This window comes from Mesorhizobium sp. 2RAF45 (assembly GCF_052115225.1).
Taxonomy (GTDB): domain Bacteria; phylum Pseudomonadota; class Alphaproteobacteria; order Rhizobiales; family Rhizobiaceae; genus Mesorhizobium; species Mesorhizobium jarvisii.
On sequence record NZ_JBFRGG010000002.1, the window covers coordinates 67,725 to 79,929 of the forward strand.

Below are 12,205 nucleotides of genomic sequence, written 5' to 3' on the forward strand. Positions count from 1 at the left end.
TTCCTCTGATCGAGCTCTCTGACAAGGGCTAGTCCGTCAGGCCGGGGTCGTAATGCACAATCGCGTCGAGGATAGTGCGGTAGAGGCTGTCGACCTCTTCGTCGATCTCTGCCCGCTTGATGCCGAGCGCCTTAGCGTCGGCGATCAGCTTATTGGTCAGTTCGTCGACCGAGATGACGTCGGCCTTGGTCGTCTCAGGGACGTTGTTGGCCAGCCATTGATCTAGGAAGTTGATTCCGCGCGAGCTCATCGAGAATTAAGCTCGCGAGCGGTCTTCGGTTCCGTTAGTCGATTTCGATGATCTTCCTGGCGCGCTTCACTATCGTTTTCTGGCGACCACTAAGAAATTCTGAGCAAAGCGTGCTGGGACGCCAGCTCTCCTGCATATCGTCTCAACAGGCCCGACCAACATTTCGCAAAGCGTCGGCAACAGCCACCCGGGTCGCGGCAAAAACCCATAACCGATGACCCGTTCGACGACAAACCCGTTGGAAACGAGCATTTGGCGATATGCGTGGATGCTCAACGTACTGCGAACCACGCGCCCCTGAAATCGGTTGAGAAAGCGGTAGACCAGCCCCATCGGCGAGGTTGCGTTCATGTGGATGTTCGAAACCAGCAACCCACCGTCGTTCAAATGCTCATGAATTGCCGACAGTGCGTCCCGCTTAAGAGTGTCTTCAGCGTTCAAGAAGAATCGAAAAGCTGTAACCACGTCGAATCTTCTCGAAAGGGGGGCAACCGTCAGATCGGCTTTCACCAGCTTGACGTTGCCCGGGACCCGCGCGCAAGCAAGCATGGATTGAGAGACGTCAACGCCAACGACCTCACCGAACAATGGACCTGCAACAGCTGCGACGCGGCCCGTGCCGCACGCGAAGTCGAGGCAGCTGCGAACCGGCCCGCCAAGAGGGCTGAGAATGCCTTCCACCAGGGGGCGTTCGATCCGCGACCACAAGGCAGCATAGTAGCCGGAACGGAAGGTTTCGGCGTAATCGGTGCCGTAGCCTGGCTTCTGATGGCTCGATCGGTAATCGGTATAAGCGCTCCCCTCGAGTGACCGCTCGGTCAATACATCACCATGAGAACCGCCCATCACAACAACCTCCGTTTTGGGCTTGCTAATAGATTTCACTCGTCCTGATCGATCGTCATCCGTTCACATGACGCAGACCTTACAAAGATGTAAGGAAAGGGAGCAGAATTCCGACTATGGATGGTGGATCATTGCTACCTCGCGTGCTCATTCCTCCCGAAAGTCCTGCAGCGAGGCGTGGCGGAGGTCGTCTTCCCCCCGCAGATGCTTCACACGGCCGATCAACCCGGCTTAACCCACTGCGTCGCTGGCCGCTTCATGGCCTTTGGCGCCGGCCCTGCGTACTCCTGGACACGTTTCCACAGCCGCTCCCGGATGGCGCGGCTGGAGTTGATGAAAGCCGAGCCGACATAGCGGCCGGTCTTGCGATCGGCCATCAGGGCAAATGCCGGCTTGCCGGCCTCACGCTCGACGCCGAGCAGCTCGTATTCGTCGAGGGTCGGCATCAACGGCGGTATGAACTTCAGACGTATGCACTGACTCGTAAAAGCCGCGATTCAATTAGCATATGCTAAAATGATTCCGGAACTTTTATTGCGACACGAGGTTCGATCGGCCATGACGAAGCTATCAGACCTTGTGCCACTCATTCCCGGCCAGCTGCACGGTGGCGTCCTCATCCGCGAAGAGGGCCATTTCTACAACTGCCCGAACTGCGGCCAGAAGGTCGATCAGCGCGACTTACGCCAAGTCTTCTGGCATGAAGAGGGCACGAGCCTCTAGACCCCGAAACCGTTGCGACGATTCTCGAGTTTTCTCGGAAAAAGTAACAAGCCGGGTACCGCCGATCACAGGGCAAAGAAAGAGCCCGCCCGCAATGGGAACCGAGGGCGGGCCAACAGCTGGCTACGGATCAACCCATCATAGGTCAACGGGCAGCGAAGGGTTGGTTGCCAAAGGGTAGCATCGTCGCTCAAGCCGCTTCTGGCGACCTCAGCGGGTGGCTGGAGATAGCCCCGACACCGATCGCACGCTCGTGCTGGAGAAAACCACAAAGGCAAATATCAGCACAGCAGTAGCCACCATCAGCGAGCCGGCAGCGACGACCGGCTCAAGCGCTGAATACCCTCCATGCAGCATCAGATACAGCGCAGGCAGCATGATCACCAGTCCAACGTTATAGAGACCGTAGTGGATCATTGCGATTTTCCGCTCCGCCTTAGCCGGGTTGAGCGCGTAGTACCCACCGAATATAGCGCTGGTGACCCATCCGAGCAGATTGATGTGAGCATGGGCCGGGAAGGAACCGTGGTCGCCGGAGATTGCCATCTGCAAGCCGGCGCCGATCCCCAGGATAAGCCACACAACGGCCGTTTTAAAAAAGAGATTCGAAACCTTAGGCATGACACTTCTCCCCAAAAAGCGCTGAAAATCAACGCGCGATATTAAGGGGCTACTAAAATAGCAATGCAATCAAAAACAACGCCAATCCGGCGGTGCGTGCTGTTGCGCAACCGCGCCTAGGCCTGTCCAAGCCCCTTCCCTGGCTCGGATGGCTGGAGCAGAGCGCCACCATATTGCGTCCATAGATGTTCGCAGTCCCATACCCTCAAGCTAGGCGTTCCAGGTTCCCCGTACAGGACCATTGCACTGCGAACATCGTAGCCAAGCACGGACGCGTTGGCGACGAATTGGATAGCGCACCCCAAGCTGATGCCGCCGATCCGTGTTTCCTTTTTACTGGTGAGATCGATCACGCCGAAGATTTCCGCATCTGCTCCTTTGCCGGCCAATACAGCCGTCGATCTCGCGTCGTCCAAGGCAAGAAGCATCGCGGAATCCCCCGTAACTACCACCTCCTAACTTGTATGGGCGAAATTTGTTCCGCGCAGGGGTCAGGGGCATCCTCGGGCTCACTTGGTTGACCTGTTTCAGGCTCAAGTGCCACCGCTGGAAATACGCGGGTTTGAACAGCTCACAACGCCACAAATCAACGGAACTGGTTGCTCATAAGCGCGTTCCTCTGAGGGCCTAAACCGGAGAGTAAACATGGACGACGACCTGCGGCTGAAACTCAAGGACTTGAGTGCGAGCATGCAAAGCAGGGCTAGCGAACTAGCGTTGCCCGGTGGGAACACGGATATTTCCGCGCTGATGTCTGGAATCGCAGTCACATTGGAGGCGCTTGTGGTGATCGCCGAAGAAACGCGGGTTCCCCGTTCTGGGCCGAGTTTAGAGCCCGGCGAGGATGGCAAGGTGACTAAGCAATAGGACGAACACCGGTAGGGCGTCTCCTTCAAACACTATAAGCTTGGAATCGCATCCCTGATGGTTGCCGGAAGTCCGCCGATGGCGCTTCCATGAAAGCCATCGAAAGCCGATTGATTGCCGCCTAGTGCAGCCTGTACGACGCATTTCATGCAACAGATACGCAACGGATTGGCTGATTAGCGTTTAAAATCAAAGAATATCAAAACACTCTGACTTCTTAGTCCTGGTCGAATCCAGGTTCCCCAGACTAAATTACACCCAGGCGGTGGTCCTTTGAAACACAAAAACCGCCCCGGTTAGACCGGGACGGTTATAGATTTAGGATAGAATTGGTGGGCTCGGAGGACATATTAAGATCATTGATTTTATTGGCTTTTTCGTGGGCCAAAATCAGAAATCTTCCCGTATCGTTCCGTGTGATTCCGTTATCGACCTCGTCCAGTCTAATTTCACTGGCCTATACGCGCCCTAGAAAAGTCCTGAACAGAAGGTCAGAGACTGCGCCCAGAAACGGACAGCTTTTGATCAGCCCCGGCCAGTGGCGAAAAATCGGATCTGGCCAGCACCCCGGCTATCCTGGCAAAGCTGACAAATGCCTGTCGCGCCTCTTCGGTTGTCATCTGCTCGGCGATTGCGGCGTTGCAGCTCCTCACCGCGCAGTTGTATACCGGCCCCCGACGGGCCGTCGGCCATTGATTCAAGTATACGAGCGCCTCCCGCACCGATCCGATGTCGTGTATCACGTCAGCGGTCTTAACCTGCACGGGGGCAAGGAAAGCCAGACTGGTCATTTGTTAACTCCCTGGGGTTGCAAGGTTGATTCAGCATCCCATGACGGCTCCTTCATTTGAGGCTGTTGGACGTCATTTGACGTTCCTCGCCATCTGCGAGGACCGGGGCTCATCGAGCCCCGGCCTTGCTTCGCGACCGTCATTTGTTGCCGTTGATTGCGATGCGCTTGGTGTTTGCCTGCGCCTTTTTGGACTTGGGCAATGTCACGGTGAGCACACCGTTCTTGAACGTCGCCGCCACCTTGTCGTCTTCAACCTCACGGCCGAGACTAAAGCGCCGCTCAAAACGCCCATAATAGCGTTCGCTGAACTGGCGGTCCTTGTCCTCGGTCTCCGCCTTCTTCTCGCCGCGAAGTGTCAGAACACCATCATCCAGCATGACCTCGACGTCGTTTTCATCGAGGCCAGGGATTTCGGCCGTCACCCGGATTTCCTGATCGGTTTCCGAGAACTCCACGCTTGGCCAAGTGCCGTTGAGAGGGGCCATGGGGCCCAGCGCCGAAGGCGTGTCAAAACCGCGGAACACCTCGTCGAATAGCCGGTTGACATTGCGGTGCAACGACAGGAACGGATCCATGTCGTCACCGCGATAAATGCTCGGTGCCTGGCTGCCGCCACGGCTCCAGGGAATCAAGTCACGTACGCTCATTTGATCCTTCTCCTTTCCGTGTTGGGTCGCACCCGGACCCCACCCACGACAGGACGGGGTGCGGGCCGACCGCCAAAGATCAGGCCGCCGCGCTTTCAATGCGCTTGGACGCCGCCTTCTTGTCGGTCTCGACATTGATCGCGATGCGGCGCGGCTTCATCTCCTCGGGAATTTCTTTCTTGAGGTCGATGATCAGCAGACCGTTTTCGAGCTTTGCCCCGACAATGGTCACATGATCGGCTAGTTCGAAGCGGCGCGCGAACGACCTCAACGCCAAGCCATGATGGAGGTACTGAACCTCGTCGTCCTCTGTCTTGGCGCCCTCGATCACGAGCATATTTGGCTCCTGCGTGATCGTAAGCTCATCTTCCCCGAAGCCGGCGACCGCGAGGACAATGCGGTAGGTGTCTTCGCCGAGCTTGCCGATATCATAGGGCGGCCAGTTGTCCGCGTTCTGTGGCGGGCTGGCGTTTTCGAGCAGGTTGAAGATGCGGTCAAAGCCGATGCTCGACCGATAGAAGGGGGAAAAGTCCAGGTTCGTTCTCATAACTACATCCTCCTTGGAGCAACATAGGTACGAGGGAACGCCAAGAAGCATGGCGCTCCCTGACACATCGGCCCCTTGTGCGGCGACCGACGAGGAATGAGTTGGGAATTGACTTCCGCTGCGTCAAGAGGGACCGCCAAGGCAGTTTCGCGACCGCCTTCGAAATGGCTGGTGGCAAGCGCTCCATCGAATACCCATCTGCTTCGCTGGTATTTCGAACGGAGGAAAAAGGATGCCCATGACACGCCAAGACGTTGTCTCGGTTCTCGGACCCGTGGACAACGCGACGATTGCGGAAATCATCGCGTCCGGTGCCTCGCTTGAGGAGTTGAGAGAGGCATGGGCCTGGGCCTTCGGTGACGAGGCGTTGATGAGCCAGGGACGACCGCTGCCGGGAACACGGGTGGCAGCGCTAATCGACCTGATCGAGCCCGATGACGAAGGCGACGTGGCAGATCCGGCCCGGGCGCATCCGGGCGTCGGTAGTTGATCAGAGATGCATGGATCGCCGCGCTATTCCAACGATTCCAAGCGCGCCGTTTAAGGTCTTGAGGATGCTCGCAGATTTGGACGGCCTCGCCCGACAACGGTGTGTCGTTGGCATGACAGTTCGCGAGGCCGTCGCTGCAAGTGTCTTACCAGCCCTTATTCCTGAAAGACTGCGAAGACGACTATTGGCCGACAGTGTAGGCCGCCCAGGAGCAGGCCAGAGCGGCCCTCACTAGCCATCAGTTCATTTGCAAGCAGCCAGTTCCTTCAATGCCTTTTCGGCATCGGCCTTGCTTGTATACGTCTTATTGCCGGCATCGGTCAGTTTTGTGCCGTCCGGTTTTTTGGTCACCACCTCACACTTCTTGGTCGCCGCATCCTTAGCCACCCAGTACTCCGTGGCTGCAAATGCAGGGATGCTGAAAATGGCGACAAGAGCACTGGCGATTGCGACTTTGCGGATCATTGCTAACCTCCATTCAATGCCAGCCCAAAAAGGGCACATTGCATTTTGATCGCCAACGATTTTGGCGCCATTTTGACATCAAGACCCGACGCATCGCGCAGGCCTCAGGGAGGACACGCCTTGGGGCAACGACCGGAACCATCATGCGCTTCAACGGGAGCGTTTCATCCGTCGCCCTGCCGTGCTGTAGCAGTGGCCTGCCTCGATCCGGCTGGCACTTCAGCAGCAAGCACGATCGCAAGACCAGCTCCTAATCCTTGGTCGGGGGCAGCTTTGGCACACAGTCAACAGGTTCGCCGCAGCGCGAGGTATCGGGCAATGGCGTAGTCTCCGCTCGTGTTCATGAGGCGAAGGGCAAACTGCCGACGAGTTTGGCGAGTTCGCTCAGCTTTCGATGTCCAGCTTCCCTATCGATCGGAGATGCCCACAATCGTCCAGGATCCTGGTCGATTCCTCACCCCGTGGCACCGCTGACGTTATCGATCGGGTGCGCGGCACGACCGCCGCCGCACGCGAGATCAACCGTCAGCGCGATGGCCTGCACCGCCAATCTTGGGCCCTGTCATCCAAGGCGGCGCCGCGGGAACATCCTCAATGACACCGACCCTGCGTGCCCAAGTCGTAAATGTCTTGTGTGCCGCATCGACGGACTTTCGACCATCATATGCGGAGTAGCAAGTGTCACTCGCCGCTGCGTGAAGCAGGCCGCGCCTTTCGAGCGGCCATTCCTCAAGAAACTCTATCGCATCCATGACACAAGCGATCCTTCGGAGAGCGAAGCTATCATCTCGTACGAAGATCGCCTGTTTGAACATTCCATCTTCCATGGTGACCTCCCTTCAAACAGTGTGGCAACCGATCCTGCCTCGCCTCTGCGTGGCAAGGATCCGGCAAGTCGACGAGCTTGGACGCCATAGCAAACAAGACGGAATTCTGCCCGACATCCGCCAAGCTGCGCTCGACATAGAAAGAGATTGGAAAGACCTCTTTTGGGTTCAAGGGGTGTCGGCAGCCGGACGGGTGGCGCTGGTCGCCACTATTGGGCGCCGGCTATTGAATGGTAAAAATGCCGTCTACCGCCTGCCATTCGGAAGGCCGGATCAAGCGGTGATGGGCAACGCGCACGGAATGGAGCGCGCCTTCGAGTTCGCGCTCCCAGTAATTCAGAAACCCTTTCAGAGTGGGGAATTCCGGTGCGAGATCGTATTCCTGCCAAACGTAGAGCTGCAAAAGGCTTGGATGATCGGGGAGATGGTAGTGGATCTCCGCGGTTGTGAGACCGTAGCCCTCCATCTGCAGCCGGAATTCCCTGCTGACCATGCGTCTCTCCTTCCTTGTTGCATTCAGGCGTCAAGGTTTTGCGGGCGTTCTCGGTCCCGCCGTTCCTTGAAGTCACTGGCAAGCTCGGCGCGACTATCGTCCAGTCGGCGAAGTGCATCCATGACGGCGTCGAACGTCACCGGGCAAGGAGCACCCGGTGGCTTTCGCAGCGCGGGCATTGATTCGACAGCGCACGCATCCGATGCCCATGAGGCAAGAATGGCGCGCTTTTCCTGAGTGTCGAGCGTGCGGTCGTCCACCACCTCATCGGGGTGATTAAAGTGCCGCGCCGGAAACAGCAGGCGGTCAAGCGAAGGATCAGAGGCCTCAGGGGCGATCAAGGGCATTTTCGACAAGGTTCGTTCCATCGATGGTCTCCGTTTCCTGACAATCTCCTTGGCACCGTTGGTGTTGCAGTGATCCCTTTCGGGACTCCAACCGCAAAAAATTTCGATGAGTTCGGGTCGAATTTCAAGACCTGAAATCGCGCGTCCCAGAAAAAATAGCTTCATGAATTCATGTCCCTAGCACTCTCGAATGCAGAGCGCCAAAATTTTTCTGGCGAGCCCTTGAAACTCGAAAATTCCAAAACTAGCTCGATATGCGCGCGATGCCTGTGAAAGGGGTCGCGACGCCCTGCACCGGTCCGATATTGCCGGTCCGGTGTGGAGGAACCTCAAAAATCTGTTTGTCCTGAAGGAGAACGACATGACGTTCCGTCCATTGCACGATCGTATCCTGGTTCGCCGCATCGAGGCCGACGAGAAGACGGCCGGCGGTATCATCATCCCCGACACTGCCAAGGAGAAGCCGCAGGAGGGCGAAGTCATCGCCGTCGGCCCGGGTGCGCGCGACGAGAGCGGCAAGCTCACGCCGCTCGATGTCAAGGCCGGCGACCGCATCTTGTTCGGCAAATGGTCCGGCACCGAGATCAAGCTCAACGGCGAGGACCTGCTGATCATGAAGGAAAGCGACGTGATGGGCGTGATCGAGCAGATCGCGGCGGTCAAGAAGGCCGCCTGACCGAGGCTTCAACCGCAATCCAGTCAATGAAGCTGCCTATTGAAGGAGTGATCCAATGGCTGCCAAGGAAGTGAAATTTCATTCCGACGCCCGTGAGCGCATGCTGCGCGGCGTCAACATCCTCGCCGACGCGGTGAAGGTGACGCTCGGCCCCAAGGGCCGCAACGTCGTCATCGACAAGTCGTTCGGCGCCCCGCGCATCACCAAGGACGGCGTCACCGTCGCCAAGGAAATCGAGCTTGAGGACAAGTTCGAGAACATGGGCGCGCAGATGGTCCGCGAAGTCGCTTCGAAGACCAACGACATCGCCGGGGACGGCACCACGACCGCGACCGTTCTCGCGCAGGCGATCGTCAAGGAAGGCGCCAAGGCCGTTGCCTCGGAGATGAACCCGATGGACCTGAAGCGAGGCATCGACAAGGCCGTCGAGGCGATTGTCCAGGAGTTGAAGACCAACGCCCGCAAGGTGACCAGAAATGATGAGATCGCCCAGGTTGGCACCATCTCGGCCAATGGCGATGCCGAGATCGGCCGCTTCCTTGCGGAAGCGATGCAGAAGGTCGGCAATGAGGGCGTCATCACCGTCGAGGAAGCGAAAACCGCGGAAACTGAGCTGGAAGTCGTCGAAGGCATGCAGTTCGACCGTGGCTACCTCAGCCCCTACTTCATCACCAACCAGGACAAGATGCGCGTGGAGCTGGAAGAGCCCTATGTGCTGATCCACGAGAAGAAGCTGTCCAATCTGCAGGCGCTGCTTCCGGTGCTGGAGGCTGTTGTGCAGTCGTCCAAACCGCTGCTGATCATCGCCGAGGATGTCGAGGGCGAGGCGTTGGCGACGCTGGTCGTCAACAAGCTGCGCGGTGGCCTCAAAGTCGCCGCCGTCAAGGCGCCCGGCTTCGGCGACCGCCGCAAGGCGATGCTGGAGGACATTGCCATCCTAACCGGCGGCACCGCGATCTCGGAAGATCTCGGCATCAAGCTTGAGAATGTCACGCTCAACATGCTGGGCCGCGCCAGGAAGGTGTCGATCGAGAAGGAGAACACTACCATCGTCGACGGCGCCGGTTCGAAGGACGAGATCCAGGGCCGCGTCAGTCAGATCAAGGCGCAGATCGAGGAGACCACCTCCGACTACGACAAGGAAAAGCTGCAGGAGCGGCTGGCAAAGCTCGCCGGCGGCGTCGCCGTCATCCGAGTCGGCGGCTCGACCGAGGTCGAGGTAAAGGAACGCAAGGATCGCGTCGACGATGCCATGCATGCGACGCGCGCTGCGGTCGAGGAAGGTGTGTTGCCAGGTGGCGGCGTGGCGCTTCTGCGCGCCGCCAAGGCACTGGACGGCGTGCAGGCCGAGAATGAGGACCAGAAACACGGTATCGAGATCGTGCGCCGCGCGATCGAGGCGCCCGTGCGCCAGATCGCCGAGAACGCCGGCGCGGAAGGCTCGATCATCGTCGGCAAGCTGCGTGAGAAACCGGAGTTCGGCTGGGGCTGGAACGCGCAAACCAACGCCTTCGGCGACCTCTACAACGAGGGCGTCATCGATCCGGTGAAGGTGGTGCGGACCGCACTCCAGGATGCGGCATCGGTTGCCGGCCTGCTGGTAACGACGGAAGCAATGGTTGCCGAGAAGCCGAAGAAGGAACCCGCCGTTCCGGCAATGCCGGCTGGTGGCATGGACTTCTGATGGTAACGGCTGTGTCCGCGCCCGGTGGGCGCGGACACCCTGACAAATGGGTAGAGCCATGAACGTGATGAACTTGAACGTAATCCCCCCGCCGTCGCGTGCGGCCACCGATCTGAACTACGAAGCAGAGCTGAAGGTTGCGCTTGACCCGATACTGGTCGAGTTGCTCGACAGAGCAGAGGCCGCGGGTTGGGACCGGCGCAAAGCGGCATACACGGTGATGTTTCTGGCTGCGCGGAATCTTACCGACAGCAAAGGCCCTCCTGGAAACGGGAGTTCGACAGGCTAAGGCGCGACGCACGCAATCTATCGCGCACGCGCCGTGGGAACGGCTTCCGATCGACTGAGCCAATCACGTGAAACGGAGGAAAGCATGGAACACAATCAATTTCAGCATCCCGTGAGGGTGCTCGTGGGTCTTGGGTTTCCGACCAACATTCAAAGCGTAAAAGACGCCTTTGTCCTGCTGGATGAATGGCCGCCATCGAAGCGAAACCCTGCTCATGGCGTGGCGCTCAATGCCTGTCGGGCAGCCCTCGCCGGCGAGGTGGATGCCGAAACCGCTCGCAGCACTTTTATTGCCTTCGCCCGCCGCATGGATCTGCTTGTACCGGACGCAGGCGACATCGTCGCGGCCAAGGCGGTCGGCGCTTTCGGAGCCGCTTCGACAGGCCTCTACAACAAGTCGATGTAATCGGTCCGTGGGAACGGAGAAAGCTATGAGGGATATTCGATTTTCCGAACCAGTGAGACTGCGCGTGAGACCCTCAAGGGAGCGGGTGGTTGCCAGCAGTTGGGAAGCACTTGAGTGCCTTCATGACCAATGGCCAGAATGGGCGAGAGGACCAAGCTATCGAGCTGCCTGCCGCACTTGCCGCGACTCCTTGGACGGATGGCGGGCTCCGCAACAAGCAAGAAGGGCATTTTTGAAAGCGGCCCGTCGTGCAGGTTTGGTCCAGGCCTCATAGGTGCAGCCGGGCGGCATCGAAAAGCTGTTCGCGCGTGACGCCACGGCTTGCCGCCGCGCTTGGCGCTTTGCCCAGACGCGCATCCGCGAAAATCTTGTCCGTTTCCGCTGCCACCCTTCTCGCCCTGTCGGAAGCGACACGAAAGTCCGTGGTGTTGAGGCTGCGGGTTACCTGTTGCTTGCCGCCCAAGAGCGAACGGACCTCTTCGGGTATTCTGCGCACGTAAAAATAGGCGCTCTTCTTTCGTATCAGACCAGCGACTTTTGCCACCCAAAACCACCCAAATGTTGGAGCCGATGTTGGAACAATACAGGGCAGAAAGCGCTTTGAAAACAGGAGATTGAGGATTTTCAGTGGGTCTAGAGGACGATGGTGGTGGAGGCAGTCTGGAGCGAACCCGTCTCCGCCCAAATTCCCAGTTTTCCGGCCAAAACTGGGAATTTTGAGCCGTTTTCTCCCCTCTTCTTCTTGGTTAATGGCTTTCCACCTAATAAAATCAATAGCTTATGTGGAATGCGCGGCGCGCCAGGAACTGCGGAAACTTCCTTCCGAACTGTGGAAATAGTTTAACGCCATGGGAATTTGGGGCCCGAGGCTTCTCTCGGACTTGCAGAACTCAGATCATCTGATTCGCCAAGCGAGTGCTGAAATTTGCAGTAATGGCCATGTATTAGGAGTCTACAGCTCCAATTTGGCCTAATCCGCTTCATATTTTCTGCGGTGGGTGCGACAAAACGTCCACAATATTCAGTATTTCGGCGAGAAAATGAATATTATTGCGGTGTGTACATACGTTCTATTTGTAAACACTCCAGGCGGAATTCCTCGTTTGGGGACGATTTCGCGAACCAGAGCGAGAGCTGTTTCATGGCGTGGTCGGCTGGCGAACCTTTGTCCGAAAGCGGAAATAGCCTACCCTTTTCAACGGGTTCGATTGCTGGTGTTTCGATGACTGCAAGGG

General features: G+C 57.9%; 20 protein-coding genes. 8 read left to right on the forward strand and 12 right to left on the reverse strand.

Annotation, left to right across the window (positions count from 1 at the left end; genetic code table 11):
- Nucleotides 1-28: 28 nt before the first annotated feature.
- From AB4Z43_RS05055 to AB4Z43_RS05065, 3 genes are all read right to left on the reverse strand, one after another.
- Entirely contained in the window at nucleotides 29-250 is a 222-nt protein-coding gene (locus AB4Z43_RS05055) for a DUF768 domain-containing protein (RefSeq protein WP_064982195.1), read from the reverse strand.
- A 69-nt stretch (nucleotides 251-319) separates the two neighbouring features.
- Complete coding sequence (locus tag AB4Z43_RS05060; protein ID WP_064982196.1) at nucleotides 320-1,096, reverse strand: class I SAM-dependent DNA methyltransferase; 777 nt, start codon at nucleotides 1,094-1,096, stop codon at nucleotides 320-322.
- 221 nt (nucleotides 1,097-1,317) lie between these two features.
- Entirely contained in the window at nucleotides 1,318-1,542 is a 225-nt protein-coding gene (locus tag AB4Z43_RS05065) for a hypothetical protein (protein WP_441936243.1), read from the reverse strand.
- A gap of 112 nt (nucleotides 1,543-1,654) precedes the next feature.
- Here AB4Z43_RS05065 and AB4Z43_RS05070 point away from each other — a divergent pair, with 112 nt between their 5' ends.
- On the forward strand, nucleotides 1,655-1,819 hold the full coding sequence (locus AB4Z43_RS05070; protein WP_019859952.1) for a hypothetical protein: 165 nt from the start codon (nucleotides 1,655-1,657) through the stop codon (nucleotides 1,817-1,819).
- A 210-nt stretch (nucleotides 1,820-2,029) separates the two neighbouring features.
- On the opposite strand, the gene AB4Z43_RS05075 is transcribed toward AB4Z43_RS05070, so the two are convergent.
- Nucleotides 2,030-2,440 (reverse strand): hypothetical protein, encoded by a 411-nt coding sequence (locus AB4Z43_RS05075; protein WP_019859953.1) that lies wholly within the window; start codon nucleotides 2,438-2,440, stop codon nucleotides 2,030-2,032.
- Between the two features lie 645 nt (nucleotides 2,441-3,085).
- Between AB4Z43_RS05075 and AB4Z43_RS05080 the strand changes: the two genes are divergently transcribed.
- Nucleotides 3,086-3,307, forward strand: a complete 222-nt coding sequence (locus tag AB4Z43_RS05080) for a hypothetical protein (protein ID WP_019859955.1) — start codon at nucleotides 3,086-3,088, stop codon at nucleotides 3,305-3,307.
- Nucleotides 3,308-3,798: 491 nt separating this feature from the next.
- Here the strand turns inward: AB4Z43_RS05080 and AB4Z43_RS05085 are convergent, their stop codons facing one another.
- The 3 genes from AB4Z43_RS05085 to AB4Z43_RS05095 form a co-directional block, all read right to left on the reverse strand.
- Complete coding sequence (locus tag AB4Z43_RS05085) at nucleotides 3,799-4,098, reverse strand: DUF982 domain-containing protein (RefSeq protein ID WP_064982199.1); 300 nt, start codon at nucleotides 4,096-4,098, stop codon at nucleotides 3,799-3,801.
- A 139-nt stretch (nucleotides 4,099-4,237) separates the two neighbouring features.
- Entirely contained in the window at nucleotides 4,238-4,747 is a 510-nt protein-coding gene (locus tag AB4Z43_RS05090) for an Hsp20/alpha crystallin family protein (RefSeq protein WP_441936246.1), read from the reverse strand.
- A gap of 79 nt (nucleotides 4,748-4,826) precedes the next feature.
- Nucleotides 4,827-5,294 carry an Hsp20 family protein gene (locus AB4Z43_RS05095; RefSeq protein WP_441937059.1) on the reverse strand — a complete coding sequence of 156 codons (468 nt, stop codon included), beginning with the start codon at nucleotides 5,292-5,294 and terminating at the stop codon, nucleotides 4,827-4,829.
- Nucleotides 5,295-5,532: 238 nt separating this feature from the next.
- Here AB4Z43_RS05095 and AB4Z43_RS05100 point away from each other — a divergent pair, with 238 nt between their 5' ends.
- The gene (locus tag AB4Z43_RS05100; protein ID WP_120145507.1) at nucleotides 5,533-5,784 is read left to right on the forward strand and encodes a hypothetical protein; all 252 of its coding nucleotides are present in this window, start codon (nucleotides 5,533-5,535) and stop codon (nucleotides 5,782-5,784) included.
- A gap of 243 nt (nucleotides 5,785-6,027) precedes the next feature.
- On the opposite strand, the gene AB4Z43_RS05105 is transcribed toward AB4Z43_RS05100, so the two are convergent.
- From AB4Z43_RS05105 to AB4Z43_RS05120, 4 genes are all read right to left on the reverse strand, one after another.
- Nucleotides 6,028-6,249 carry a hypothetical protein gene (locus tag AB4Z43_RS05105; protein ID WP_064982205.1) on the reverse strand — a complete coding sequence of 74 codons (222 nt, stop codon included), beginning with the start codon at nucleotides 6,247-6,249 and terminating at the stop codon, nucleotides 6,028-6,030.
- A 518-nt stretch (nucleotides 6,250-6,767) separates the two neighbouring features.
- Nucleotides 6,768-7,076, reverse strand: a complete 309-nt coding sequence (locus tag AB4Z43_RS05110) for a DUF982 domain-containing protein (RefSeq protein WP_441936249.1) — start codon at nucleotides 7,074-7,076, stop codon at nucleotides 6,768-6,770.
- A 223-nt stretch (nucleotides 7,077-7,299) separates the two neighbouring features.
- Nucleotides 7,300-7,569 carry an usg protein gene (locus tag AB4Z43_RS05115; protein WP_019859963.1) on the reverse strand — a complete coding sequence of 90 codons (270 nt, stop codon included), beginning with the start codon at nucleotides 7,567-7,569 and terminating at the stop codon, nucleotides 7,300-7,302.
- A gap of 23 nt (nucleotides 7,570-7,592) precedes the next feature.
- Nucleotides 7,593-7,937, reverse strand: coding sequence for a hypothetical protein (locus tag AB4Z43_RS05120; RefSeq protein ID WP_020628966.1), 345 nt, complete (start codon nucleotides 7,935-7,937; stop codon nucleotides 7,593-7,595).
- A gap of 340 nt (nucleotides 7,938-8,277) precedes the next feature.
- Here AB4Z43_RS05120 and AB4Z43_RS05125 point away from each other — a divergent pair, with 340 nt between their 5' ends.
- The 5 genes from AB4Z43_RS05125 (at nucleotide 8,278) to AB4Z43_RS05145 (ending at nucleotide 11,244) form a co-directional block, all read left to right on the forward strand.
- Nucleotides 8,278-8,592: a co-chaperone GroES gene (locus AB4Z43_RS05125; protein ID WP_441936251.1), complete on the forward strand. Its 315-nt coding sequence runs from the start codon at nucleotides 8,278-8,280 to the stop codon at nucleotides 8,590-8,592.
- A gap of 55 nt (nucleotides 8,593-8,647) precedes the next feature.
- Nucleotides 8,648-10,276 (forward strand): chaperonin GroEL, encoded by a 1,629-nt coding sequence (groL, locus tag AB4Z43_RS05130; RefSeq protein ID WP_441936253.1) that lies wholly within the window; start codon nucleotides 8,648-8,650, stop codon nucleotides 10,274-10,276.
- Between the two features lie 58 nt (nucleotides 10,277-10,334).
- A complete protein-coding gene (locus tag AB4Z43_RS05135) occupies nucleotides 10,335-10,565 on the forward strand; it encodes a hypothetical protein (RefSeq protein ID WP_441936255.1) in 231 nt (76 codons plus the stop codon).
- An 84-nt stretch (nucleotides 10,566-10,649) separates the two neighbouring features.
- Nucleotides 10,650-10,970: a DUF982 domain-containing protein gene (locus AB4Z43_RS05140; protein ID WP_441937061.1), complete on the forward strand. Its 321-nt coding sequence runs from the start codon at nucleotides 10,650-10,652 to the stop codon at nucleotides 10,968-10,970.
- Between the two features lie 25 nt (nucleotides 10,971-10,995).
- Nucleotides 10,996-11,244 carry a DUF982 domain-containing protein gene (locus AB4Z43_RS05145; protein WP_081295965.1) on the forward strand — a complete coding sequence of 83 codons (249 nt, stop codon included), beginning with the start codon at nucleotides 10,996-10,998 and terminating at the stop codon, nucleotides 11,242-11,244.
- Here the strand turns inward: AB4Z43_RS05145 and AB4Z43_RS05150 are convergent.
- On the reverse strand, nucleotides 11,239-11,514 hold the full coding sequence (locus AB4Z43_RS05150) for a DUF6538 domain-containing protein (RefSeq protein WP_441936257.1): 276 nt from the start codon (nucleotides 11,512-11,514) through the stop codon (nucleotides 11,239-11,241). The two genes, AB4Z43_RS05145 and AB4Z43_RS05150, sit on opposite strands and share 6 nt — an antisense overlap.
- Nucleotides 11,515-12,205 lie beyond the last annotated feature (691 nt).

What these genes read in the sequence shown, in the direction of transcription:
- AB4Z43_RS05065 (WP_441936243.1), bottom strand. Translation starts at nt 1,542, where the DNA reads ATGCCGACCCTCGACGAATACGAGCTGCTCGGCGTCGAGCGTGAGGCC.
- AB4Z43_RS05075 (WP_019859953.1), bottom strand. Translation starts at nt 2,440, where the DNA reads ATGCCTAAGGTTTCGAATCTCTTTTTTAAAACGGCCGTTGTGTGGCTT.
- AB4Z43_RS05135 (WP_441936255.1), top strand. Translation starts at nt 10,335, where the DNA reads ATGAACGTGATGAACTTGAACGTAATCCCCCCGCCGTCGCGTGCGGCC.
- AB4Z43_RS05090 (WP_441936246.1), bottom strand. Translation starts at nt 4,747, where the DNA reads ATGAGCGTACGTGACTTGATTCCCTGGAGCCGTGGCGGCAGCCAGGCA.
- AB4Z43_RS05110 (WP_441936249.1), bottom strand. Translation starts at nt 7,076, where the DNA reads ATGGAAGATGGAATGTTCAAACAGGCGATCTTCGTACGAGATGATAGC.
- AB4Z43_RS05060 (WP_064982196.1), bottom strand. Translation starts at nt 1,096, where the DNA reads ATGGGCGGTTCTCATGGTGATGTATTGACCGAGCGGTCACTCGAGGGG.
- AB4Z43_RS05085 (WP_064982199.1), bottom strand. Translation starts at nt 4,098, where the DNA reads ATGACCAGTCTGGCTTTCCTTGCCCCCGTGCAGGTTAAGACCGCTGAC.
- AB4Z43_RS05055 (WP_064982195.1), bottom strand. Translation starts at nt 250, where the DNA reads ATGAGCTCGCGCGGAATCAACTTCCTAGATCAATGGCTGGCCAACAAC.
- AB4Z43_RS05105 (WP_064982205.1), bottom strand. Translation starts at nt 6,249, where the DNA reads ATGATCCGCAAAGTCGCAATCGCCAGTGCTCTTGTCGCCATTTTCAGC.
- AB4Z43_RS05080 (WP_019859955.1), top strand. Translation starts at nt 3,086, where the DNA reads ATGGACGACGACCTGCGGCTGAAACTCAAGGACTTGAGTGCGAGCATG.
- AB4Z43_RS05145 (WP_081295965.1), top strand. Translation starts at nt 10,996, where the DNA reads ATGAGGGATATTCGATTTTCCGAACCAGTGAGACTGCGCGTGAGACCC.
- AB4Z43_RS05095 (WP_441937059.1), bottom strand. Translation starts at nt 5,294, where the DNA reads ATGAGAACGAACCTGGACTTTTCCCCCTTCTATCGGTCGAGCATCGGC.
- AB4Z43_RS05100 (WP_120145507.1), top strand. Translation starts at nt 5,533, where the DNA reads ATGACACGCCAAGACGTTGTCTCGGTTCTCGGACCCGTGGACAACGCG.
- AB4Z43_RS05115 (WP_019859963.1), bottom strand. Translation starts at nt 7,569, where the DNA reads ATGGTCAGCAGGGAATTCCGGCTGCAGATGGAGGGCTACGGTCTCACA.
- AB4Z43_RS05120 (WP_020628966.1), bottom strand. Translation starts at nt 7,937, where the DNA reads ATGGAACGAACCTTGTCGAAAATGCCCTTGATCGCCCCTGAGGCCTCT.
- AB4Z43_RS05140 (WP_441937061.1), top strand. Translation starts at nt 10,650, where the DNA reads ATGGAACACAATCAATTTCAGCATCCCGTGAGGGTGCTCGTGGGTCTT.
- AB4Z43_RS05125 (WP_441936251.1), top strand. Translation starts at nt 8,278, where the DNA reads ATGACGTTCCGTCCATTGCACGATCGTATCCTGGTTCGCCGCATCGAG.
- groL (WP_441936253.1), top strand. Translation starts at nt 8,648, where the DNA reads ATGGCTGCCAAGGAAGTGAAATTTCATTCCGACGCCCGTGAGCGCATG.
- AB4Z43_RS05070 (WP_019859952.1), top strand. Translation starts at nt 1,655, where the DNA reads ATGACGAAGCTATCAGACCTTGTGCCACTCATTCCCGGCCAGCTGCAC.